Source organism: Chitinasiproducens palmae, from assembly GCF_900095735.1.
GTDB classification, from domain to species: domain Bacteria; phylum Pseudomonadota; class Gammaproteobacteria; order Burkholderiales; family Burkholderiaceae; genus Chitinasiproducens; species Chitinasiproducens palmae.
Genome location: NZ_FNLO01000018.1, coordinates 41678 through 65584, shown reverse-complemented (window position 1 = coordinate 65584; position 23907 = coordinate 41678). Strand labels below are relative to the sequence as shown.

Annotated in this window: 21 protein-coding genes; 6 read left to right on the top strand and 15 right to left on the bottom strand. The window is 66.4% G+C overall.

The window, feature by feature from the left end; genetic code table 11:
- Nucleotide 1 precedes the first annotated feature (1 nt).
- On the bottom strand, nucleotides 2–439 hold the full coding sequence (locus tag BLU54_RS22380) for a RidA family protein (RefSeq protein ID WP_091913293.1): 438 nt from the start codon (nucleotides 437–439) through the stop codon (nucleotides 2–4).
- A gap of 102 nt (nucleotides 440–541) precedes the next feature.
- Entirely contained in the window at nucleotides 542–1888 is a 1347-nt protein-coding gene (locus BLU54_RS22375; RefSeq protein ID WP_091913290.1) for a flavin-containing monooxygenase, read from the bottom strand.
- 805 nt (nucleotides 1889–2693) lie between these two features.
- Between BLU54_RS22375 and BLU54_RS22370 the strand changes: the two genes are divergently transcribed.
- Nucleotides 2694–4091, top strand: coding sequence for a purine-cytosine permease family protein (locus BLU54_RS22370; RefSeq protein WP_091913288.1), 1398 nt, complete (start codon nucleotides 2694–2696; stop codon nucleotides 4089–4091).
- A gap of 40 nt (nucleotides 4092–4131) precedes the next feature.
- Here BLU54_RS22370 and BLU54_RS22365 read toward each other — a convergent pair whose 3' ends face one another.
- From BLU54_RS22365 to BLU54_RS22335, 7 genes are all read right to left on the bottom strand, one after another.
- Nucleotides 4132–5592 carry an NAD-dependent succinate-semialdehyde dehydrogenase gene (locus tag BLU54_RS22365; RefSeq protein ID WP_091913342.1) on the bottom strand — a complete coding sequence of 487 codons (1461 nt, stop codon included), beginning with the start codon at nucleotides 5590–5592 and terminating at the stop codon, nucleotides 4132–4134.
- A 61-nt stretch (nucleotides 5593–5653) separates the two neighbouring features.
- Complete coding sequence (locus tag BLU54_RS22360; RefSeq protein WP_091913286.1) at nucleotides 5654–6541, bottom strand: MBL fold metallo-hydrolase; 888 nt, start codon at nucleotides 6539–6541, stop codon at nucleotides 5654–5656.
- Complete coding sequence (locus tag BLU54_RS22355) at nucleotides 6538–7917, bottom strand: MFS transporter (RefSeq protein WP_091913284.1); 1380 nt, start codon at nucleotides 7915–7917, stop codon at nucleotides 6538–6540. The genes BLU54_RS22360 and BLU54_RS22355 overlap by 4 nt, the downstream gene beginning before the upstream one ends.
- A 290-nt stretch (nucleotides 7918–8207) precedes the next feature.
- Nucleotides 8208–9542: an MFS transporter gene (locus BLU54_RS22350; RefSeq protein WP_091913282.1), complete on the bottom strand. Its 1335-nt coding sequence runs from the start codon at nucleotides 9540–9542 to the stop codon at nucleotides 8208–8210.
- A gap of 97 nt (nucleotides 9543–9639) precedes the next feature.
- On the bottom strand, nucleotides 9640–11049 hold the full coding sequence (locus BLU54_RS22345) for an LLM class flavin-dependent oxidoreductase (RefSeq protein WP_091913280.1): 1410 nt from the start codon (nucleotides 11047–11049) through the stop codon (nucleotides 9640–9642).
- A 77-nt stretch (nucleotides 11050–11126) separates the two neighbouring features.
- Nucleotides 11127–11495 (bottom strand): DUF4387 domain-containing protein, encoded by a 369-nt coding sequence (locus tag BLU54_RS22340; RefSeq protein WP_091913278.1) that lies wholly within the window; start codon nucleotides 11493–11495, stop codon nucleotides 11127–11129.
- Nucleotides 11492–12859: an acyclic terpene utilization AtuA family protein gene (locus BLU54_RS22335; protein ID WP_091913276.1), complete on the bottom strand. Its 1368-nt coding sequence runs from the start codon at nucleotides 12857–12859 to the stop codon at nucleotides 11492–11494. Before BLU54_RS22335 ends, BLU54_RS22340 begins: the two co-directional genes overlap by 4 nt.
- A gap of 180 nt (nucleotides 12860–13039) precedes the next feature.
- Between BLU54_RS22335 and BLU54_RS22330 the strand changes: the two genes are divergently transcribed.
- The 4 genes from BLU54_RS22330 to BLU54_RS22315 all read left to right on the top strand — a co-directional run bounded on the left by BLU54_RS22330 (nucleotide 13040) and on the right by BLU54_RS22315 (nucleotide 16310).
- The gene (locus BLU54_RS22330; RefSeq protein ID WP_091913274.1) at nucleotides 13040–14008 is read left to right on the top strand and encodes a LysR family transcriptional regulator; all 969 of its coding nucleotides are present in this window, start codon (nucleotides 13040–13042) and stop codon (nucleotides 14006–14008) included.
- 162 nt (nucleotides 14009–14170) lie between these two features.
- Entirely contained in the window at nucleotides 14171–14680 is a 510-nt protein-coding gene (locus BLU54_RS22325) for a flavin reductase family protein (RefSeq protein WP_091913272.1), read from the top strand.
- 8 nt (nucleotides 14681–14688) lie between these two features.
- Nucleotides 14689–15849: an iron-containing alcohol dehydrogenase gene (locus BLU54_RS22320; protein WP_091913339.1), complete on the top strand. Its 1161-nt coding sequence runs from the start codon at nucleotides 14689–14691 to the stop codon at nucleotides 15847–15849.
- The gene (locus BLU54_RS22315; RefSeq protein ID WP_091913271.1) at nucleotides 15849–16310 is read left to right on the top strand and encodes a 6,7-dimethyl-8-ribityllumazine synthase; all 462 of its coding nucleotides are present in this window, start codon (nucleotides 15849–15851) and stop codon (nucleotides 16308–16310) included. The genes BLU54_RS22320 and BLU54_RS22315 overlap by 1 nt, the downstream gene beginning before the upstream one ends.
- Nucleotides 16311–16428: 118 nt before the next feature.
- Here BLU54_RS22315 and BLU54_RS22310 read toward each other — a convergent pair whose 3' ends face one another.
- From BLU54_RS22310 to BLU54_RS22285, 6 genes are all read right to left on the bottom strand, one after another.
- Complete coding sequence (locus BLU54_RS22310; RefSeq protein WP_091913269.1) at nucleotides 16429–17829, bottom strand: LLM class flavin-dependent oxidoreductase; 1401 nt, start codon at nucleotides 17827–17829, stop codon at nucleotides 16429–16431.
- A 76-nt stretch (nucleotides 17830–17905) separates the two neighbouring features.
- Nucleotides 17906–19201 carry an MFS transporter gene (locus BLU54_RS22305; protein ID WP_091913267.1) on the bottom strand — a complete coding sequence of 432 codons (1296 nt, stop codon included), beginning with the start codon at nucleotides 19199–19201 and terminating at the stop codon, nucleotides 17906–17908.
- 78 nt (nucleotides 19202–19279) lie between these two features.
- The gene (locus tag BLU54_RS22300; RefSeq protein WP_091913265.1) at nucleotides 19280–20344 is read right to left on the bottom strand and encodes an amidohydrolase family protein; all 1065 of its coding nucleotides are present in this window, start codon (nucleotides 20342–20344) and stop codon (nucleotides 19280–19282) included.
- A gap of 12 nt (nucleotides 20345–20356) precedes the next feature.
- Nucleotides 20357–20917 carry a flavin reductase family protein gene (locus BLU54_RS22295; RefSeq protein WP_091913263.1) on the bottom strand — a complete coding sequence of 187 codons (561 nt, stop codon included), beginning with the start codon at nucleotides 20915–20917 and terminating at the stop codon, nucleotides 20357–20359.
- Entirely contained in the window at nucleotides 20914–21243 is a 330-nt protein-coding gene (locus BLU54_RS22290) for a DUF4387 domain-containing protein (protein ID WP_091913261.1), read from the bottom strand. The genes BLU54_RS22295 and BLU54_RS22290 overlap by 4 nt, the downstream gene beginning before the upstream one ends.
- Nucleotides 21203–22615, bottom strand: coding sequence for an acyclic terpene utilization AtuA family protein (locus tag BLU54_RS22285; RefSeq protein ID WP_091913259.1), 1413 nt, complete (start codon nucleotides 22613–22615; stop codon nucleotides 21203–21205). The genes BLU54_RS22290 and BLU54_RS22285 overlap by 41 nt, the downstream gene beginning before the upstream one ends.
- Nucleotides 22616–22788: 173 nt before the next feature.
- Between BLU54_RS22285 and BLU54_RS22280 the strand changes: the two genes are divergently transcribed.
- Nucleotides 22789–23739, top strand: coding sequence for a LysR family transcriptional regulator (locus BLU54_RS22280; RefSeq protein ID WP_170845269.1), 951 nt, complete (start codon nucleotides 22789–22791; stop codon nucleotides 23737–23739).
- Nucleotides 23740–23907 lie beyond the last annotated feature (168 nt).

Below are 23907 nucleotides of genomic sequence, written 5' to 3'. Positions count from 1 at the left end.
CTCACGCCTGCGACGGCTGCCAGCCGTCCGGCACGACCGCGATCACGTCGATTTCCATCAACCACTGCGGCTGGCCCAGCGCACTGACGACCAGTCCGGTCGAGATCGGGTAGACGCCCTTGAGCCACTTGCCGACCTCCTGATACACCGGCTCGCGATAACGCGGATCGATCAGATAGGTGTTGGTCTTGACGATGTGAGACAGATCGCTGCCGGCTTCTTCGAGCAGTTGCTTGACGTTGCGCATGGCCTGCTCAGCCTGCGCGCGCGCGTCGCCGAGTCCGACGAGCTTGCCGTCGAAATCGGTGCCGACCTGGCCGCGCACATAGACGGTGTTGCCCGCCCGTACCGCCTGGCACAGGTCGTTGTCGAGCGTTTGGTTCGGGTAGGTATCCTTGGTGTTGAACATGCGGATACGTGTGTGCGTGACTTGGCTCATCGATACACCTGACTTTTCAAGAAGCCGGCTCGCCGCGGATCGAAAGTGCGCGGCGGGCAAGGCAATGGACTGGGGCGCCGGCCGTCGCGCCGGCATTCGCGCTCAGAGGACGCCGGTCTCGCTGACCGGGTGGATGCGGGAATCATCCGCCGTGGCATCGCGCCGGCTCGTGCCCGCGGCGGCGTTGCGCTCGTCCGCGCCTTGGTACGCAAGGTACTTGCGCTGCGTCACGATGTGGTCGGCAATATGTTTCGCGTCATGCCAGACACCCCAGATGAACGCGGAGCCACGGCGCGACAGCCATGGCAGACCGAGGAAGTAGACGCCCGGTTCTTTCGATACGCCGCGTTGGTGACGCGGCTTGCCGTTTGCGTCGAACGCGTCGACGTTCAGCCAGCGGTAGTCCACCTCATAGCCAGTCGCCCAGATGACGGTGCCGACGCCGGCCGCGCGCAGATCGAGCGTCTTCAGCGGATGCGTCACGCAATCCGGATCCGGCAGCACATCGCGCGCCGCCGGCTCTTCCGGCAGATCGAGTCCGTTGCGCGCGATGTAAGCGTCGGCCGCGTTCAACAGCGACAGATAATTGTCGTCGCCGCGCGCGAGATTCAGCGCAAGATCGGGTTTGAACGTCACCTGTTCGCCATCGAACGCTTCCGTGACGCCCACCAGCGTGATGCCCTGCTGCGCGAGACGCCTGAAGTCGACGGTGTGCCCGCCGCGCGCGCCACTGACGGCGATCGTCACGTGCTCGCGGCCGGGCCGCGCCACCTCGGCATCCCACTCGCCCAGCACGCCGAGCCACCAGCAGAAGTCCCGTCCGCGGTAGCTGCGCGGCGGGCGGTCGTGCGGGCCGACCGACAGATAGACTTTTTTGCCGGCGCGTTGCAGTTCCTCGGCGATCTGCACGCCGGACGATCCCGCGCCGACCACCAGCACGCCACCCTCCGGCAGTTGTTCCGGGTTGCGATAGTCGGCGGAATGCATCTGCACCAAGGTCTCCGACTTCGGTGCGATCGGCGGAATCACGGGACGCTGGAACGGGCCGGTGGCGACCACCACGCGACTCGCTTCGAAAACGCCCTGATCGGTTTCGACGGTGAAACCGGCGCGTCCCTGATGCCGCTCGACGCGGGACACCGTGACGCCGGTACGGATCGGTGCCGCAATCTGGCGGGCGTAGGCTTCGAAGTAAGCGGCGACCCGGTCTTTCGCGGCGAAAGCATCGGGATCGAGATCGTCGAACACCATGCCTGGAAAACGGTCATGCCATGCCGGCCCGTTGGCGACGAGCGAATCCCACCGCCCGGTTCGCCAGCTCTCCGCGATGCGGTTCCGTTCGAGCACCAGATGCGGCACGCCAGCATTGCTCAGGTGCTCGCTCATCGCGACACCGGCCTGCCCGGCGCCAATCACCAGCGTGTCGATTGACGTTGTTTCAGCTGTCATCGCTGTCTCCTTTTCCGAAAACGGTGGTCATGGCCGGGCCGGCGCTTTTCGTGCAAACGCCGCATGCACGACGACGAGGCTCCTGGCCTTCCCGGCTGCCGGCGAAGCGCAGACCCGCCAGGCACCGAAGCCCGCATTCTGGATAGCCCCGCGAGCGATGGAAAATATGTTTTTTGTCGTCGCTGCCCAGCAAAAAACTATCGACGGCAGGCCCGCACGAAAAATCGGCAGCGGCACACGTCATGCATGCGTGCATGCGCATGGCGCACTGGTCGCGCCGCACCGTGACGCGCAGCTCGCCCGACGTGACACTGGCTCGCGTCGCGACGCAAGTGCGCGGTGCTGCCCCCCCGTCCCCGTGCCAACCGCGAAAATGCCCCGGATTGCATAAGAAGAAGCTATGCAGAACATCGACAAACAATGTTCGCCAAAAAATTATGGCGTCGCTAGATTTCCGCCAATCCGCTGACGATCCGAACGTTTCCGGCTAAGGCCTGACGGCAGCGACGGCAGTGACGGCATGTGCGGCTTGCGATGCGCAGCGTTCGCGCGACGCGCGACGAACCCAGTCCGCCTGGTGCGCATCGAGTGTTGCTGGCGCACGGGCGCATCCGCCAAGTGAACGACGCAAGCGCGCACGTCGACTGTCACGCAGCGGCCGCGCCCTGCGAATGGCGCCTGCGAGGCAGGCGTGGCCGGCCTGGGACGCGAGGCCGGAGGCAGGTGGCGGCAAGCTGATGACGGCCGGCGGGGCCGGCTCGGCGCGGCCCGCGGCGCAGCAACGACTCAATACTGGAGATTGAAGATGGGCGAGAATCGCAATGCGGCGCCGCTGATCGAGAAGCACACGATCGGCTATGTGCCACCTGAGGAACGCCACGGCAAGGTGCGCGATCTGTTTACCCTTTGGTTCGGCGGCAACATCGCGCCGTTGCCGATCGTGACCGGCGCCCTCGGCGTCCAGCTCTACCATCTGAACCTGTTCTGGGGCATCGTCGCGATCATCGTCGGCCAGGCGATCGGCGGCATCCTGATGGCGCTGCACTCGGCGCAGGGCCCGCAGATGGGCATTCCGCAGATGATCCAGAGTCGCGCGCAGTTCGGCTCATGGGGCGCGCTGCTGGTGACGGTGATCGCCGGCATCATGTACGTCGGCTTCTTCGCCTCGAACATCGTCCTGGCCGGGAAATCGCTGCATGGCATCCAATCGTCGATCCCCGTTCCGGTCGGCATCGTGGTCGGCGCGCTGGGCTCGGGTTTGATCGGCATCATCGGCTACCGCTTCATCCACGTGCTCAACCGGATCGGCACCTGGGTGCTCGGCATCGGCATCGTCGCCGGCTTTGCCTACATCCTGACGCACGTCGAAACCGCCGACTTCCTCACGCGCGGCGGCTTCAACTTCGCCGGCTGGCTCGCGACGGTCTCATTGTCGGCGCTGTGGCAGATTGCCTTCGCTCCCTACGTGTCGGACTATTCCCGCTATCTGCCGACCGACGTCAGCGTGGCCTCGACGTTCTGGGCCACCTACCTCGGCTGCACGCTCGGCTCGACGCTCGCATTCGTGTTCGGCGCAGTGGCGGTCCTGGCGGTTCCGACCGGTGTCGACACGATGGACGCGGTCAAGCTGTCGACGGGCGCGATCGGCCCCCTGATGTTGATTCTGTTCCTGCTGAGCGTGATCAGCCACAACGCGCTCAATCTCTACGGCGCGGTGCTGTCCGTCATCACCTCGCTGCAGACCTTCGCCTATCGATGGATTCCGACGGCCAGGGCACGCGCGGTGCTGTCGATCCTGATCCTGGCGGCATGCTGCTTTGCCGCGATCGGCGCATCGAAGGATTTCATCGGACACTTCGTCGACCTGGTGCTGGCGCTGCTCGTCGTGCTCGTGCCGTGGACCGCGATCAACCTGATCGACTTCTATGCGATCCATCACGGCAAGTACGACATTGCGTCGATCTTCCGCGTCGACGGCGGCATCTACGGGCGCTTCAACCCGCAGGCGCTGATCGCTTATGCGATCGGCATCCTGGTGCAGATTCCGTTCATGAACACGCCGCTGTACGTTGGCTCGTTCTCCTCGCACCTGGATGGCGCGGACCTGTCATGGCTCGTCGGTCTGGTCGTGACCACGCCGCTGTACTACTGGCTGGCAACGCGCGACACAGCCTACCGTCGCCGGCAAAGCCAGCCGAGCTGAAGCAACGTTGCCGACGCGCCGCAACACGGCGCCCGGCGCGCTACGCGGCCAGACACAGATACTTGATCACCACGTAATCGTCGATGCCATAGCGCGACCCTTCCCGCCCAAGGCCCGATTGCTTGATGCCACCGAACGGCGCCACCTCGTTCGACAGCAGACCGGTGTTGATGCCCACCATCCCATATTCGAGCGCGTCGGCGATGCGCCAGATGCGGCCGACGTCGCGGCTGTAGAAATACGCCGCGAGCCCGAACTCGGTGGCGTTGGCGAACTGCACCACCTCGTCGTCGTTCGAGAAGCGGAACACCGGCGCCAGCGGTCCGAAGGTCTCCTCGCTGGCCAGCGCCATGTCATGCGTGGCGCCCGCGATGACGGTCGGCTCGAAGAAGCCGTGTCCGAGTGCGTGACGCGTACCGCCGACCAGGATCGTCGCGCCCTTCGCGCGCGCATCGTCGACATGGCGCTCGACCTTGCTGACCGCGGCCGCGTCGATCAGCGGCCCGACCGTGACGCCGGGCGCCGTGCCGAGCCCTACCTTCAGTTCGCGTACCGCGTCGGCAAGCTTGCGCGTGAACGCGTCGTGCACGGCCTCATGCACATAGAAACGATTCGTGCAGACGCAGGTTTGACCGCTGTTGCGGTACTTCGAGGCAATCGCGCCGGCGACCGCGGCGTCGAGGTCGGCATCCTCGAATACGATGAAGGGCGCGTTTCCGCCCAGTTCGAGCGTGACCTTCTTCACCGTCGGCGCGCTCTGCGCCATCAGCAGGCGACCGACCGCCGTCGAACCGGTGAAGGACAGCTTGCGCACGATCGGGTTGCCGGTCATCTCCGCACCGATGGCTTGCGGATCGCCGGTGACGACCGACAACACACCGGCGGGAATGCCCGCGCGTTCCGCCAGTACGGCCATAGCCAGCGCGGAGAACGGCGTGGCCTCGGCCGGCTTGACGACGATCGGGCAGCCGGCTGCCAACGCGGGACCGACCTTGCGTGTGATCATCGCCGCGGGAAAGTTCCAGGGCGTGATCGCCGCGCAAACGCCGATCGGCTCCTTGACGACGATCGGCCGCTTGTCCGCCGACGGCGAGGCGAGCGTGTCGCCACTGACCCGCTTGCCCTCTTCCGCGAACCATTCGATGAAGGACGCGGCGTAGACGATTTCTCCTTTCGCCTCCGCGAGCGGCTTGCCCTGTTCGGCGGTCAGAATGCGGGCCAGGTCGTCGGCATGCGCGATCATCAGGTCGAACCAGCGCCGCATCAGTGCCGCGCGTTCCTTCGCGGTCTTGGCACGCCAGGCCGGCCAGGCACGCTGGGCAGCCTCGATCGCGCGTCGTGTCTCGGCCGTACCCATGCGCGGCACGGTGCCGAGCAGTGCGCCGCTCGCCGGGTCATGCACCGCGAGGGTCGTATGGTCATCGGCGTCTTGCCACGCGCCATCGATGAAGCCGTGGTGACGCAGCAGCGCCGGATCGTTCAGTTCGGATTGCAGGCTCATTCGGATTTCGGGCTGAATGTCTTTCAAGTCGTCATTGCGGAGTCGATTCGACGCGGCCAGCTCACGCGTCCGATGCGGCGAAGCGCAGCTTGAAGCCGTCCGCGCCCTCGTCGACGAACGCCGCGTGGGGCGGCATGAAATGGCCCGGTAGCAGCAGTGCGCGCCGTTCGCACGTTGCCTCCAGCACGCGCTTCCGTGTCTCGGCGGATTGTTTTTGGTCGATGCATCCGAAGCAGCTCCACGCCGGATACTTGACTTGGATCGGGTGATGCAGGATGTCGCCGGTGAGCACCGCCCGCTCGCCGTCCGATTTCAGCCAGATCGCGACGTGCCCGGGCGTATGACCGGGCGCGGGTTCGAGCACCAGGCAGTCGGCGATCTCGGCATGGTCGTCGACGATCAATGCCTGCCCGGCCTCGATCACCGGCAGGACGCTGTCCTGATAGGCCAGCAGGTGCGGACCCTTGCCGTCCGCCGCCAGCCGCGCCTCCCAGTACGCATGCTCGCGTCGCGAAAAGACATAGCGGGCATTCGGGAAGGTCGGCACCCAGCGTCCGCCGACGAGCCGCGTGTTCCAGCCGACGTGATCGGCATGCAGATGCGTGCACAGCACGAAGTCGATGTCTTCGGGACGTGCGCCGGCGCCGGCAAGCCGGTCGAGAAACGGCGTGGACAGTCCGCACCAGTCGGGCCGGCCCGGCCGCTCCTTGTCGTTGCCGACACAGCCGTCGATGAGGATCTTGTGGCGCCCGGTGTCCAACAGCCAGGCATGCATGCTCAACAGCATGCGGCCGGTGGCCGGCACGTAGTGACCGGGCGCCATCCACGACAGGTTCTCGTCGACGGCCGCCGGGGTCGCCAGCGGAAAGAATTCGAGAAAGTCGAACATGTCGTCGACCATCTCCTGCACCAGCGTGGCGGTGACTTTACCGATACGAAATCGAATCATGCTGCCTGATCTCCTGTGGCTGTACCGCGTGCTCCGGATGGCGCGCCATCGCGTGCCTCGCCTGCATCGCTGGCCGGGCTCGCCGGCTCCGCGTCCAGGCGCGCCAATTCGATGCCGGCCGCCTCCCGCAACGGGATGATCGCCAATACCGAGACGACGGCCAGTACGATGATGTAGGCGACCAGCGGCCAATAGCCGCCCGCCCAGGCGATCAGCATCGCCGCGATCATCGGCGTCGGGCCGCTCCAGGTGACCGTGGCCAGCTGATAAGCCAGTGACACGCCGCTGTACCGGACACCGGAGCCATATTGCTCGGCGAACAGACTCGGCTGCGCTGCCTGCACCGAGCCTTCCCCGATCGCCATCGCGACGCTCATCGCCAGCACGACGAGCGCATAGTGGCCGCTGCCCAGCAAGAGAAAGTACGGGTAGATGAAGGCGCCCAGAAAGATCATGCCGCCCATGAACACCTTCTTGCGGCCGATCCGGTCCGACAGCGCGCCGAAAGCGGGATGCGCGACCAGCGTGCAGGCCGCGGCGATCATCAGTGCACGCAACGCGTCGGCGCGCGGCATGTGCAGATTCTGCGTCAGGTACACCAGCGAATACACGGCCACGACATAGAAGCCCGCGCACTGCACCGCTTGCGACGCCACCAGCAGAAAGGTCGAGCGCTTGTGCCGGCGCAGCAACGTCGCAATCGGCACGCTCGGCGTCCGATGCTCGGCGCGCAGGCGCGTGACGCTGGGCGATTCAGCCAGCCTGCGGCGAATCACGATGCCGACCACCACGAGGATGCCGCTGAGCAGGAACGGAATGCGCCAACCCCAGGCGGCGAACTGCTCCGCGTTCGTCAACGCGGTGGTCGCCGCCATCGCACCGGTGGACAGGATCAACGCGCCCGGAATACCCATCTGTGGCCAACTGCCGTAGAAGCCGCGCCGCTTCGCCGGTGCATGTTCGATCACCATCAGCGTCGCGCCGCCCCACTCGCCGCCGACCGCGAAGCCCTGCACGAAGCGCAGCACCGTCAACAGCACGGGCGCCGCAACGCCGACGCTCTGGTAGGTCGGCAGCAGGCCCATCAGGAAAGTCACGCCGCCCATCATCGTCAGGCTCAGGACGAGCATCGCCTTGCGGCCGATGCGGTCGCCGAAATGCCCGAAGACCGCGCCGCCAACCGGGCGTGCCACGAATCCAACCGCGAAGCTGGCCAGCGAGGCGATGGTGCCGGCCACCGGATCGAAGGTCGGGAAAAAGAGATTGTTGAAGACCAGCGCCGCCGCCGACGCGAAGATGAAGAAGTCGTACCACTCCAGGGTGGTGCCGATCGTACTGGCAAGCGCCACGCGGCGGATATCTGCAACCTCGGTCATGTCTGTCTCCTGGCACGCATCCGGCTCGCCCGGAAGCGCGGCAATCTGTTGGCGAATGTCATCGCCGGCCCGGCAAGCGCGTCACGCGTCCGTCGCGCGCGGCCGGTTCGGTTCGAGGCGTGCGAGCGTCCGCGCTCCGCTCGGTACGTCGGGCGGCATGCGCACCGGCACCGCAAGCCAACCTCACCTCCAGGCCGGTCGGCCAGCCCGGCTCGGCAGCATGGCCGGGGCCGACGGCAGGCGGCCGGTGCTGCCGGTGCTGCCGGTGCGGTCGCGCGACGCTTGGCGCATCAGGCCGTCGCGCTGCGCGACGCGGTCTCGCTGGCGTCGCCCGGCAGCGGTTCGAGGCTGCCCAGTTCACGGCCCGCGGCTTCGCGCAGCGGCACGATCGCGAGCACCGAGATCACGGCAGCAATCCCGACGTAGGCCACCAGCGGCCAGTAGCTGCCCGCCCACAACACGAACAGCGCGGCGAGGATCGGCGTCGGACCGCTCCAGATGACGGTCGCGAACTGATAGGCGACCGACACGCCGCTGTAGCGAATGGCAGCCTGGTACTGCTCGCCGAACAGGCTGGGCTGCGCCGCCTGCGTGCTGCCCTGACCGATGGTGAGTGCCAGGGTCATCGCCAACACGATCATCGGATAGCTGCCGGTATCTAGCATCGCGAAGAATGGATACATGAACAGGCCGAGAAAGATCATGCCGCCCATGAACACCTTCTTGCGCCCGATGCGATCCGACAACGCACCGAACAGCGGTTGCGCGAGAAAGGTGAAGAAGGCGCCGATCATCAGCGCGCGCAGCGCGAGCGGACGCGACACGTGCAGGTTTTGTGTCAGATAGACCAGCGAGTACACCGCGATGATGTAGAAGCTGGTGTTTTCCGCGGCCTGCGAGGCGATGACGAGCGCGGTGCGCTTCTTCTGCGTCTTGAGCACGGTGGCGATCGGCAGGCGCGCCTCGCCATGGCTGCGCTGCAGACGCTTGAAGCTCGGCGATTCCGAGACGCTGCGCCGGATCACGAAACCGACCGCCACCAGCAGCCCGCTGAGGAGAAACGGAATGCGCCAGCCCCAATCCGCGAACTGCTCGGGCGTGGTCATGGCGCCCGTCAGCGCCATCACGCCGGTGGACAGCAGAAGCGCGGCGGGAATGCCCATCTGCGGCCAGCTGCCGTAGAAGCCGCGCTTCTTCGCCGGCGCATGCTCGATCACCATCAAAGTCGCGCCACCCCATTCGCCGCCCACCGCGAAGCCCTGCAGGAACCGCAGCAGGGTCAGCAGGATCGGCGCACCGAGCCCGATCGATGCGTAAGTGGGCAGCAGACCGATCAGGAACGTGACGCCGCCCATCATCGTCAGGCTAAGGACCAGCATGGCCTTGCGTCCGATCCGATCACCGAAATGGCCGAACACAATGCCGCCGAGCGGCCGCGCGATGAAGCCGACCGCAAAGCTGGCGAGCGAGGCAATGGTGCCGGCAACCGGATCAAAGGCCGGAAAGAAAAGCTTGTTGAAGACCAGCGCGGCGGCCGATCCGAAGATGAAGAAGTCGTACCACTCGAGCGTCGTGCCGATCGCACTAGCGATCGACACGCGCCGGATATCCGAATCGCTGACCATGCTGTCTCCCTGCCGCCTGATCTTATGGTTGTCGGCATGCGCAACGCAGGCGTTCGTCGCGCGCGCCCCTTTCGTCGAAGGTGTCGTGCTCCTGTGTTCAGCCGGCCTTGCGCAGCGCTTCGCCATTCACGCCGGCAAAGGCCTGCTTGCGCCAGTCGCCTGCGTTGGGGCGCGCCAGCCCGAGGTTCTCGCGCAGCGTCGCGCCTTCGTATTCCTTGCGGAACACGCCGCGCCGCTGCAACTCGGGCACCACCTGCCGAACGAAATCCTCGTAAGCACCGGGCACATGGGTCGGCGATATCACGAAGCCGTCGCAACCGCCCTCGACGAACCACTGCTCCATCTGGTCGGCCACCGTCTTGGCGGTACCGGCGAAGACCGGGAATTCGTTGAGCCGCGCGCGATTCGAGAACTCGACGAAATCGCGTACCGACGGGTTCGGCTTGCCGGACAACATCACCACGCGGTCGCGGAACCCGGTCCATCCCGAAATCGCCTTCATCTCCTGATCGGTGAACGGTGCGTCGTAATCGCGCGTCGAAAAGTCGGTGTTCAGGACCTCGCACAACAGCGTCAGTGCATCGATTGGCCTGGCCAGCGCATCGATGTACTGCCGCTGCTGCTGCGCGATCTCCTCGGACTCGGCCACCACCGTGTAGCAGGCGGTGGCAACCTTCACCTGTTCCGGATCGCGGCCAGCCGCGACGACCGCCTGCTTCAGCTCGGCGTACTGCTTCTTGCCGGCCGCCAGATTCGGATAGACCACAAAGATCAGTTCGCCCCAGCGCGACGCGAACGCGCGGCCACGGCCGCTCTGGCCGGCCTGGATCAGTACCGGATGGCCCTGCTCGGAACGCGGCACCGTCAGCGGACCGCGCGACTTGAAATACTGGCCTTGGTGCGCTAGCCGGTGCACCTTGGCCGGATCCGCGAAGCGCCCGCTGTCCTTGTCGAGGATCAACGCGTCGTCTTCCCACGAGTCCCAATGGCCCATTACGGTCTCGAGAAATTCGTCGGCGCGATCGTAGCGCAGGTCGTGCTCCAGATGCATCTCACGCCCGAAGTTCGCCGCTTCGGAGTCGTTGAGCGACGTCACCACGTTCCACGCGATGCGGCCCTTCGCCATCAGGTCGAGCGTCGCGAAATGTCGCGCGATGTGGTACGGCTCGTAATATGTCGTCGAATACGTCGCCCCCAGCCCAAGGCGGCTGGTTGCCATTGCCATCGCCGTGACGATGGGCGTCGGATCGAGCTTGACCGCGCGCACGCCATGTTCGACGGTCTGCGCATGATCGTCGCCGTAGATGTCCGGCATCGCCAGGCGATCGTCGAAGAACGCCAGATGGAACTTGCCCTCTTCGAGGGTACGCGCGATGCGCTGGTAGTACTCCGGCGTCATGAAATCCTGTACCGCGGCGCTGTGCCGCCAGGAGCCCGGGTAGGTCGAGCAGTTCTGCGCCTGCAGGAAACCGATCAGCGTCATCTGGCGCGTGGTTGCCTTCGTCATGTCACTTGTCTCCGTCATATCGATGTCGTGGCGTTGATACTTTCGAGGCGGTCGCCGCTGTTGGAGCGGGCATGGCCTCAGGCGGCCGCTGTCGCGGGCGCGGCCGCGCCGCGCCGCGGCTCAGGGATCGCCACGTCGAGAAGCGGCGCGTGTTGCTGCGCGCCAAAGGTGTCGCGCTCGCCGACGCTGCCCTGCGCCCACGACCGTTTCAGCGTCAACTTGAACGCGCGGGCGGGATCGAAGAACATCATCGCGACGATGTCCTGCGGCGTCACGTTGTAGAGCCGGCAGATCAGCCGCTCGTCCAGGACGCCGCTCGCCTTCACGTGTTCGTAGACTTGCGGATCGTCGAAGATCACATCGAAGGTGATCTCGAACGGCCCCGAATTCTTGCTGCGCACCACCTTCGCCAGCTCGCGCAACGTCTTGTGCGGTTCAGTCGTCATGCTCCAATCTCCACGACGTCGATCGGGAAAAGCGCTACGGCCGAATCGACTTTCATCACGTGATACACGGTGAACCGGCATACCGGTCCGATCGGGTTTTCGGGCGGATTGAGCGGAATCGCGAAATTGCCCGCCGTCGCGACCTGGCCGGGATACGGCGTGTGCAGCACATCGATGCGCACGCTGCTGCAGATGGCGTTCGCGAGCGTCTGCGTCGGCGCGGTCACTTCACCCAGCAGGCCGATCTCGTGCGGCACCGCGTCGGCAAGGGGCTCGAAGCTGCCCATTACGCCGTTCTTGCCGTAGACGTGGAAGTTCAGCGTCGCCTCGCCCGAGCGGAGCTCCGGATACGTTGCGCGCGCCGCCGCCGTGACGCGAGCCAGGAAGTCGTCGATCTGTCCGACCAGGATCGGATCGCGAATGCCGCCGATGAAGATGGTGCGCATGCCGACCACGCCGGCGCCTTCGAGCTTCACCGTGTAGTCTTCCGCCGGCATGAAGCGGCTGCCGGAAACGCGCACCGCGCGCGGCGTGATCTGCTCGTAGCGCGCCTCGCGCAGATCGAGCACGCCGCCCGGCCCGGTCAGCAGGTCCGGTCGCGTTTTCTCGTAGAGCGTGTGCGCGGCGACCGACGCCGGCGTGCAACGCTCGTCCGGGCTCATCGGTTCCAGGTCGAAGCTGTCGCGCCGGATGGTCGCAAGGATCACCTTGCCCTTCGGCTCCGCGCAGTTCGCGCCGCATTCGACGATCTTGCCCATGTGCCAGAAGATGCCGGGCTCGATGCCGTGCAGCATGCAGAGGCCCGCGAACGGGGCCGGATCGTAGGCGCGGCCCGCTACGATGATGTCCAGGTCGGGATGGTCGCGCAGCGCCTTGGCAAAGGGCTCCGCGCCCATCTGCGCGACGAGGTGCGATGACGCATCGATATCCGCTTCCTGCAACGCGGGTGCCGAGCCGCACGGCGCAATGCGGCCTTGAGCGAACGCATCGCGAACCACGGACGCATCCACGTCCGAGTAGATCTTCGCCACCTTGAAGCGGTAACCGTCACGCTGCGCGATTTCCGCGATGACGTCGACCATGAAGTCGACGTGCTCGCGAATGCCCGGACCGCCGGCCGAGCTGATGTAGATCGGAATCTTGCGGGTCGCGCACGCTTCGAGCATCAGCGTCAGGTCGCGCACGTACGCCTCGCGCGTGACCAGCGTCTTCGGCAAACCGAGCAGGTAGGGACCGGGGTCGGTCGATCCGCCGTCGACGATCATCGCGTCGGGTTGCCGCTCGACGCCGCGCCAGAAATCGGCGACCGGTATCCCGTAACCGAGGATGCCGTTGGGCGTGAGAATCCTGATCTCTTCCTTCATGCTGTCTCCTTGCGAGGCTGTCCGGCATCGGCGGCCACGTCGTTTCGATCGTGTGGCGCGACAGCCGCGCGCCGATACTTTCGGTATGCCATCGATTATCGCGACGGGCCGGCGCGGACACTATTTCCTTTATGAGATAGACTCATAGCCATAGCTGATAAAACCATCGGAGACGCCGTCATGCCGCCCGACAAGCCGGACGAGGGCGCGAATCTCGCATCGCCAGTCACACTGCGTTTCGACCTCGTCGAACTTGAAACCTTTCTCGCAGTAGTGGAATTCGGCAGCTTCAGCGCAGCGGCCAAGCGCCTGCATATTTCCCAGCCTTCGGTGACGGCCCGCGTGCAACGTCTCGAATCGATGCTGAAGACGCGCCTGCTCACACGAACCACGCGGCATGTCGAACCGACGCCCGCAGGCGTGCGCTTGCGCGAACGCGCGGAACTCGCGCTGCGCGACCTGCGCAAGTTGTTGCAGGAGTTCCAGGGCGAGGCCGAAGCAGCGCGCTCGCGCGTGGTGGTGGCCGCCACGCCGATGATTGCGGCGGTCATGCTGCCGTCCCTGATCCATGGCTTCTGCCAGCGCCATCCCGACGTGCAGGTGCAGTTGCGCGACCTGCAGTACGAAGCGGTGGTGACGGCGATCGAATCGGGCGAGGCCGATCTTGCGGTGGTCGCGTTCGACAACGATTCGAGCAAACTCAGCTTCGAGGCGCTGACCGAGGAAGACATGCTGGTGGTGGTGCCGCGCAGTCATGCGCTTGCCGAGGCCGGCGCCGCGACATTGGAACAACTCGCGCAACTGCCGCTGATGTTGCTCGACCGCTATTCGATGCTGCGCGACACGCTGGCCAGCGAGTTCGACAGGCGCGGCTTGATCCTGCGCCCGATGCATCGCGCGGCCAATCTCAGCACGCTGCTCGGCATGGTCGATGCGGGCCTCGGTGCCACCTTCCTGCCCCGCTCGATGGCGCATCGCTATGCACGCGATACACGTGCCACGCTGCAGGTCGCCGACGTCGGCCTGACCCGCAGCTTCGGCATTCTGCGTTCGCGCGACACGCCGCCGAGCGCTGCGGCGCTTGGCTTCGCCAGGCATCTGCAGGCGAACTTCGGCGCGGTGGTGGCGAGCGGCGCACCAACGCGCTGAGCGCGCCTGCGCGGGCGCGCACCGACGCCGACACGGGCGATCTATTCGATTCGTCGATCAATCCGTAGCAAGATCGAAATTGTCTTTGGCGAGGCATGCTCCTAGACTCGGAACATGCCTCGGACACGGCCAGGCGCCCGTCCAGAACCAGGAGACCGTTCGATGACGTTGCAAGACAACCAGACCTTCCGCGATGCCCTCGCCACTTTCCCGAGCGGCGTCACCATCGTGTCCACGACCGACGCGGAAGGCCGTCACTGGGGGTTCACCGCCAGTTCCTTCTCGTCCGTCTCAATGAATCCGCCGCTGGTGCTGGTCTGCCTTGCCAACGCAGCGGAGTCGCATCCCGCCTTCCTGCAGGCCAGCCGCTTTGCGATCAACATCCTTTCGCAGGACCAGAAGGACGTGGCGATGCACTTCGCGCGCAAGGGCGTCGACAAGTTCGGCCCGCACGAATTCCGCTACGGCACCCCGGACGATCCGCATCCACCGATGCTTGCAGGGTCTGCCGCATCGCTGCTGTGCAGCGCGCGCGATGCCCACCCTGCGGGCGACCATACCGTGCTGATCGGCGAGGTCGAGGCGGTCGAACTGGGCAACGCGCCACCGCTCGTGTACTACAACCGCGGCTTCCGCGAACTGGTCAGTGACACCGAGGAAGCACTGTCGTGAGCGCCGCCGTGACTGCATTCAGCTTCGCCACCGTGCCCTCGCTGATCGTCGACTACGGCAGCGCGCGCCGCGTCGGCGAACTGCTGCGCGAACGGTATCGCGCGACGCGCCTGGTCCTGGTCACCGACCGCTTCCTGAACGAGAGCGGCTTGCTGCGCCCCGCGCTGCAAAGCCTGGCCAATGCAGGCTGGCAGGTCAACGTGATCGACGACGTGGTCGCCGATCCGCCCGACCACGTGGTCCTCGACGCGGCGGCGCGCGCGCGCGCGAGCGGCGCCGAGGTGGTGCTGGGCCTCGGCGGCGGTTCCTCGATGGACGTTGCCAAGCTGATCGCGGTGCTGTGCGCGTCCTCGCAATCGCTCGACGCGATGTACGGCGTTGGCAAGGTCGAAGGCCCGCGGCTGCCGCTGGTGCTGATGCCGACCACCGCCGGCACCGGTTCCGAGGTGACCGCGATCTCGATCGTCACGACCGGCGCGACGACCAAGAGTGGCGTCGTGTCGCCAGTACTGTACGCAGACCTTGCCATCCTCGACGCGGAGCTGACGCTGGGGCTGCCCGCGCAGGCCACTGCCGCGACCGGCATCGACGCAATGGTGCATGCGATCGAAGCGTACACCTCGGCGCGTCTGAAGAACCCGCTGTCCGACATGCTCTCGAAGGAAGCGTTGCGTCTGCTGTATCCGAACCTGCTGCGCGCCTGCCGCGATGGCGGCAATCGGCAGGCGCGCGAGGCGATGCTGCTCGGCGCCACCCTCGCCGGCCAGGCCTTCTCGAACGCGCCGGTGGCCGCGGTTCATGCGCTCGCCTATCCGCTCGGCGGCCACTTCCACGTGCCGCACGGCCTGTCCAATGCGTTGGTGCTGATGCACGTGTTGCGCTTCAATGCGCCGCACGCCTCGTCCCGCTACGCCGAGCTGGCCGAGACGCTGGGGTGTGAATTCGCCGCGCAGGCAGGCACCGACGAAAAGGCGTATGCGTTCATCGATGCGATGGAGGCGCTGGTCGTCGCCACCGGCATCCCGCGCACGCTGCGCGAGGTCGGCGTCGCCGCCGCCGATCTGCCGATGCTGGCGGGCGACGCGATGAAACAGCAACGCCTGCTGGTCAACAACCCTCGCGAGATGACCGAGCAGTCCGCGCTCGACATCTACCGGGCCGCACTGTGATGCGCATCGACGCGCCAGCGGACCGGCCCCGCATTGCCTTTATCCAGTCATGCTGGCATCGCGACCTGGTCGATCGCTGCCGTGACGCCTTTCTGCACCAGCTCGCCGCCGCCGGCATCGACCCCACGGCGGTCGCTTGCCACGAGGTGCCCGGCGCCTTCGAACTACCGCTGCTTGCGAAGCGAATCGCTCGATGCGGCGCACACGACGCGATCATCGCCGCCGGCCTGGTCGTCGATGGCGGCATCTATCGTCATGAATTCGTCGCGCAGGCCGTGATCAGCGGTCTGATGCAGGTACAACTCGAGACGCTCACGCCGGTCTTCTCGGCCGTCCTGACGCCGCATCAGTTCCACGGCGGCGCGGAGCACATTGGCTTCTTCTCGAACCACATGGCAGTCAAGGGCCGGGAAGTCGCCGATGCCTGCGTAGCGACGCTCGCGGCGCACGCCGCGGCATGAAAACGTGCATTGCCCCGCGCCCGCGCAACGTCGGCTCGTCCGCGCACGTTCCTTGCCGGAACCGCGTGGCCGCGCCGCACCTTGGCTTCCGGCGTGCCGCGCGGGCGGGGCTCGCCGCTCACGCCGCGCGAATGCGCGCGCCGCCCGGATAAGCCTGCTTGCGCCAGTCGCCCGCCTTCGGAATGGCCAGGCCAAGATTCTCGCGCAGCGTCGCACCCTGGTATTCCTTGCGGAACAGGCCCCGTCGCTGCAGTTCGGGCACCACCATCCGCACGAAGTCCTCGTATGCGCCAGGTACATGCGTCGGCGAGATCACGAACCCGTCGACGCCTCCCTCGACGAACCACTGCTCCATCTGATCCGCAACCGTCTTCGGGGTCCCGCAGAAAACCGGAAACTCCTGAATGCGCGCGCGTTTCGAGAAGTCGACGAAGTCCCTGACCGAAGGATTGCGCTTGCCGGACAGCGTGACCACCCGGTCACGAAACCCGGTCCAGCCGGAGATTGCCGCCATCTCGGCGTCGCTGAACGGGTCGTCGTAACCGCGCGTCGAGAAGTCGGTGTTGAGCACCTCGCAGAGCAGCGCGAGCGAATCGATCGGCTTGGCCAGCGAGTCGATGTACTCGCGTTGCTGCTGCGCGATCTCGTCGGACGTCGCGACGATGGTGTAGCACGCGGTCGAGATCTTCACGTCGTCCGGATCGCGTCCCGCATCGGCGAGCGCCTGCTTCATTTCCGCGTATTGCTTCTTGCCAACCTCGAGATTCGGATAGACGACGAAGATCAGGTCGGCCCAGCGCGACGCAAAGGTCCGGCCCCGTCCGCTCTGCCCAGCCTGGATCAGCACCGGATGCCCCTGCTGCGAGCGCGGCACGGTGAACGGTCCCCGCGACTTGAAGAAGCGGCCCTGATGATCGAGGCGGCGCACCTTGTCGGGGTCCGCGAAGCGGCCGCTGGCCTTGTCGAGGATCAGCGCGTCGTCGGCCCAACTGTCCCAATGGCCCATCACCGTCTCGACGAACTCGTCGGCACGGTCATAGCGCAGATCATGTTCGAGATGTTCGCTCTGGCCGAAGTTCGCCGCTTCGGAATCGTTGAGCGACGTCACCACGTTCCATGCGGCGCGCCCCCTGGTCATCAGGTCGAACGTCGCGAAGGTGCGCGCAATGTGGAACGGCTCGTAGTACGTGGTGGAATACGTTGCGCCGAGCCCGAGACGGGACGTCGCCATGCCCATCGCGGTCAGGATCGAGATCAGGTCCATCTTCACCGCGCGCACGCCGTGCGCCACGGTTTCGGCGTGGTCGTCGCCATAGATGTCCGGCATCGCGAGGCGGTCGTCGAAGAAGGCCAGATGGAACTTGCCCTCCTCCAGCGTACGCGCGATGCGCTGATAGTACTCGGGCGTCGTGAAATCGTGCATCGCGGCGCTGTGTCGCCACGAGCCGGGATAGGTGGAGCAGTTCTGTGCCTGCAGGAAGCCGATCAGCGTCATTTGCCTGGCGGGTTTGCTTGCCATCGTTGGTCTCCAGGTTCGCGCCGCGCGGCCGGACGGCCGGCGGTCGTGGTGGGTGTTTCGATGCGGCGCAAGCGGCTCAAACGCCGATCGACGCACCGGGAGCGTGCGCCGCCCCCGCTTGCCGATGGATCGGCGCGCGCGTCATCAACAGCGCGACCAGCGCCCCCGCCACCGCGAGCACGCCGGCGATGTAGAACGCGTTGTTGTAGCTGTGCGTGAGGGCGACCACATAGCCGGTGGCGATCGGCGCGATCATCGCGAACGAGGCGCCGCCCGTGATCAGCAAGCCGGTGCCGCGGCCGGCCTCGGCGGACGACGGCAGCAGGTCGCCGATCAACGCGATGTTCATTGCCAGCGCCGCTTGCGCGCCGGTCAGCGACAGTGTGAACACGGCCACCATCAACCACATGTCCTCGACGAACGGCGTGACGAGCACAACCGCGGTCAGCAGCATCGAGAACGCGACCATGTTCCGGCGCCCGCCGTTGCGACAGGCGTCGGCGGTGAGCAGGCGATCGCTGGCGCGGCCGATCAGCAGCGCCAGCAGCACCGACAGCGCATAGGGCAGCGCGGTGAAGTAGCCGCTGCGGACGATGTCGAGATGCCGCTCGGTCTGCAGATAGCTCGGCAGCCACGTGAGGAACAGGAACTGGGCGTAGGAGCCGAAGCCTTGCGTGATCAGCAGGCCCCACACGCTGCTCGACCGGAGCATGTCGGCGATCGACAGCGTCGGCGCCGCGTTCGTCTCGGGCAGGCCGCCGTTGCGCTCGCGCAGGATGAAGGCACGCTCGTCGTCGCCGATGAAGGCCGCTTCCTCCGGTTTCCTAAAATAGCGCAGCCAGAAGAAAAGCCAGATCGCACCCGAGCCGCCGACGATCATGAAGCCGGTGCGCCAGCCGAAAAGCTGAACCGCAAACGCGACCAGCAGTGCCCCGATCGCCGGCCCCGCATAGGAACCGCTGTTCAGCGTGGCGGCTGCCACGCCGCGTTCGCTGGCCGGCATCCATTCCCGGATGACCTTGCCGCCGGCTGGAAACGACGACGCCTCGCCGGCGCCCATTACGAGCCGGGTGCACAGGATCGACGCGTAGTTCCACGCGAAACCCGTTGCCACCGTTGCCAGCGAGAAGATCGCCATGCCGGCGGCGTTGACATAGCGCGTGCCCCAGCGGTCCAGCGCCAGGCCCCAGACGATCAGGCTCGCGAAGTAGGTCCAGATGAACGACGACAACAGGAAGCCCATCTGGATCGGGCCGATGCCGAACTCGTGCGCGATCGGTTGTGCCGCAACCGAAAGCGCGACGCGATCAATGTAGTTGATGCTGGTGAGCGAAAACAGAAACACATAGATGAATATGCGTCGATTCTTCACTTGTCTCCTCCATTGGATCCGGGCGCCGGTGGGGTGATCCCTTTTGCTCGCGCCTTGCCGGATGGCTCGTCGGGCCTGCTAGGACACTGCAACCTCCCCCGGCCCCGTCACGTCGAGTGCATAGATGCGTTGTGCGGTACCCGCCAGCATCGCGCGGCGGTCGTCGGCCGGATCGCCGGCGCAGCTGAGCTTGAATGCGTTCCAGACAGCCACGTAGCTGGCGCTGCCCTTATCCACCGGGAAATTGCTTTCGAACATGCACCGCTGCGGGCCGAACAGGTCGATACAGGTCCGCACATAGGGCAGCCAGCGCTCGGCCAGCGCGGCGCCCGTCGGCGGCGACGGTTGGTCGGCAAACCCGAGACCGGTGCGCGGCATCGCCAGACCACCGATCTTCACCACCACATTGGGTTCGGCGGCGACCCGGGCAAGCGCCGTCGACCACGCCGCGCGCACCTGTGCATGCTGCGTGCGATAGGGGCCGATGCCGAGCGGGCCGCCGCAGTGATCCAGCACGATGCGCAGCCCCGGATGACGCGCAGCCAGCGCCGCCGCGTCGTCGAGTTGCGTGTGATAGACCCACAGGTCCAGCACCAGGCCGAGTTCGGTCAGCAGTTCGCAGTAGCGATCCAGCGCGGCCGAGCGTATCGTCGCCTCGGTCGGACCATCGGCCGGCGCGCTGAACGTCGGATCAGCGTGCCACGCCGCGCGCACGCGCACGCCGCGGAGGCGTCCCTGCCCCGCCGCCGCGTGTGCCGCGAGCACCTCGCGCGCATGCGGCGCGTCGGGGTCGCCGTAGGCGACGATGCCCTTGACCAGTCCGTCATGCCCGCCACGGCATGCAGCGGCAATGCGCCCCTCCTCGACCGCGAAACGTGTCTCGCCCACCGGCTGGAAGGCGGCGGGCGCCGTCGCGTCGAAATGCGCCTTGCATTCGACGAAGACGGTTGCGAGCACGCGATGCCCGGCCGCCGCATCGGCGACGAGATCGGCGGCGCGATAGCGTGCCGATTCGACGTCCCACAGGTGGTGGTGCGGGTCGATCACTGCGAGTTCCGGCTCCAGCGCGGACTCCTCCGACAGCGCGAGCCACGCCGGGCGGACGCGCGGAAAATTGCTGCGTTCGTAATTCGGATCGAACATCGCGAAGCCTCCCTAGCGCGGCATGGGCCGGAACGCGCCGAACTGGCCGCTGAGAAACAGCAGCGGCGCACGCGGCGGCTCGTCCAGTGCCAGTGGCCCAACCGCCAACTGTTCGACGCGGCCGATCAGGATCGCGTGCGTGCCGAACGTCACCGTGTCGTGCACCCGGCAAACGATCGACGCCAACGCGCCGTCGAGGACCGGCATGCCGTGCACACCCGTGCGCCACGCACCGTTCGCGAAACGCGCGTCGCCGTCCGGCTTGCGCGCGAAGGCGCTCGCCAAGTCGGCCTGTGCCTCGGCCAGCAGGTTGACGCTGAAGCGCGCGCTGGCCGCGAAGGCAGCAAAGGCCGAAGCGCTGCGATTGACCGAGACCAGCAGCGCGGGCGGCTCCATCGTCAGCGAGGACACGGCCGTGACCGTCATGCCGTGCCGCACGCCGTCGTGCACCGTCGCAAGCAACGCGACGCCGCCCGCGAGCCGGCGCATCGCCTGTTTGAACGAAGCCTGCATCGCCAGCGCCGCATCCTCCGCCGCCGCTGGCGCATGCATCGACATCTCGACCGCATTCATCGCGCACGCTCCATGTCGATCGGTATCTCGAGGTCGAGCATCGGGGCGTGCTGCTGTGAGCCGTACACGTCGGTATCGCCGACATCGCCGGAAGACACCAGCCGCGGCAGCGTCGCCTTGAACGCGCGCGCAGCGCGATATGGCGTGAGCTGCACCTGTTCCGGACGAACCTGGTACAGCGTGGCAAAGCGCTCGCGGGTCAGCACGCCGGTCGCGGCGACGCGATCGAACAGGTCGTCGGTCTCGAAAACAATGTCGAGTGTGACCATGAACGGGCCCGCATTCTTACTGCGGCACACGCTCGCGATGTCCTTGATGGCTGGCATGGAGACCTCCGATGTCTTCGTACTGGATCGGGAAAAGCGAGAGCGCGTGCGCCGGTTCGATCAGGTGGCAAATCGAGAAGTGATAAACCTGCCCGAGGTCGAGATCGGACGGCGAAAACGGGATCGCCATATTGCCTTCCTTGCACAGGCGCCCGGGAAACTCCGCGTGCAGCAGCGTCGTGCGGGCGATCGCCAGCACGGCCTTTGCCGTGTCACGGTCGCGCGCGACGACCTCGGCGACGATGGCCGTCTCGTGCGGGTGCCGCTGCCCGCTTGGCATGGGTTCACGCTCGGCCATCACGCCGTTCTGGCCGTACACACGGAAGCCCAGCGTGTAGGTCTCGGCCGGCGCACCGAAGGCCGCCGCCTTCTCCGCGACGATCTCCCTGGCGCGCACGAGGTAGGCGTCCATGCCGGCTTGCAGCACTGGGTCGCGGGTCGCGCAAAGCGTCACGACGCGATGGCCCCGCGCCGCCACGCCTTCCAGCTTCACGGTGTACGGCGCGGGCTGCCAGCGCATGCCGGCAACGCGCACCGCGCGTTCGCTGACTGCTTCGAAGGTACAAGCGGAGGTGTCGAGCATGCCGCCCGGCTCGTGATGATGGATCGGGCTGCTGTTCTCGTGCAGCGCGAAATAGGCGACCGAGCGGGGCGTGCAGCGTTGCTCCGGATGCATCGGCTCGAGCTCGACGTGGTCGTCGCGCAGCGTCGCGAGCAGGCAGCCCTCGCGCTTCGGCAGCGCGGGTTCGGCGCCACATTCGAGCATCTTGCCCGCGTACCAGCCCAGCTCCGGCGGAAAGCCTGCTCGGATCGCCGCCGCGGCCCACGGTGCGGGATCCGTGCTGCGTCCGGACAGGATCACCTGCGCGCCCGCGTCGAGCGCGGCGATGTATGGCTCGGGCCCCATCGCGCCGACCACCCGCACGGCCTGCTCGACCATCGCCGGTGTCATCTGCGGCAGCCCGTACAGCGGTCGCACCTTGCCGGCTTCGACGTGCTCGATCAGCACATCCTTCGACAACTCCGAGTTGATCACCGCCAGCTTGAATGCAAGACTCGCCTCGCGCGCGATTTCCTTCGTGAGTTCGACCATCATCTGCAGATGTGGCGCGCCACCCGCGCCACCGCAGGTGCTGACGATCACCGGGATGCCACGCGGTACGGCAGCGGTCAGCATCAGCCTGAGATCCCGTTTGGTGGCCATGCGAGAGGTGAACGATTCGCCCGCCGCGAGATAGTACGGCCCCGGATCGGAGCTGCCGCCGTCGGCGCCGATCAGGTGCGGACGGCGTTCGAGGCCGGCCTCGAACGCTTCCTGCGCGAAACCGTAGCCCAGTATCGCGGTCGTGCTAAGCAGCCTGAGTTCTTCCATGCAATGTCGTCTCCGTGGTTCTTTCTGCTTGCGATACGTAGCCTAGTCAGGCGCGGCGGCAAGCGCACGCATACCTGTTATGCATGCCTGGAAACCATGCGCGGGGCGGCTTGCGGATGCCTATACCAAAGGTGCTCGATGAAGCGCCGGACACGAGACCAGGAGACGTCAACGTGGAGTTGAAACAGCTCAAATACTTCAAGGTGGTGGCCCGTGAGGGCAGCCTGTCGCGGGCGGCCGCGATCCTCGGCGTCAGCCAGTCGATGCTGACGCGTCACATCCAGGTTCTGGAGCAGGAACTGGGACCACCGCTGCTGTACCGGCACGGGCACGGCATGTCGCTCACCGAAGCGGGCCAGGCGTTCCTCGCGCACGCCAGCGAGATCCTCGAACGCAGCGATGCTGCGGTGAACCGCATGCAGGCGCTGCGCACGGTGCCCGGCGGAACCGTCACGATGGGCATTCCACCGATGCTCGGCGACTTCCTTCTGGTACCGCTGGTGCGACGCTTCCGCGCGGAGTTTCCGGACGTTCGTCTGCGGCTGCGCGAGGGACTGAGCGGCTACATGCTGGAGTGGTTGCTGAGCGGACAATTGGACATCGGCGTGCTGTACAACGCCGCGCCGCACAGTACGGTGAGCATCGAGCCCCTGCTCTCGGACGAGCTGCTGCTGGTCGGCCCGCCCGGCTCGGCCGCGTTTGCGGACATACCTGCGGACACGCCCGCGAGCGCGATGACGCCGATTCGTTTCGCCGAGGCCGCGCACCTGCCATGGATCCTGCCGGCACGGCCGCACGGGCTGCGCACCCTGGTCGACGATGCCGCCAACGCGCAGGCGCTCACCGTGAATCTTGCTTTCGAGATCGATGCGATGGTCGCGATTCTCGACCTGGTGCAAGCCGGCCAGGGCGTCAGCGTCGCGCCGTTCGCGGCGGTACGGCGCCGGATCGAGCGCGGCGCGCTGCGGGCCCGCCCGATCGTCGAGCCTGCCCTGCCCGGCGTGTTGTCCGTCGCGTTCTCGCCCCGGAAGGAGGCGACGCTCGCGATGAAGGCGCTGTATCGCATCGTCAGACAGGAGACCGACGCGCTGGTGCGCGACGGGGTCTGGTGCTCGATTGGATAGTCCGGCAGGCGGGCGCCTGCCAGCGGCACGGCGGGTACCGGTGGTTCTCGGCCGGGCCACGCTCGGCCGATGGGATCGGTGCGCCATGCGTCGAGCGGCGCCCTTGCCGGCGTACCCCGCCACGCCGTTGCTGTAGTGCTGTAGTGCTGTAGTGCTGTAGTGCTGTAG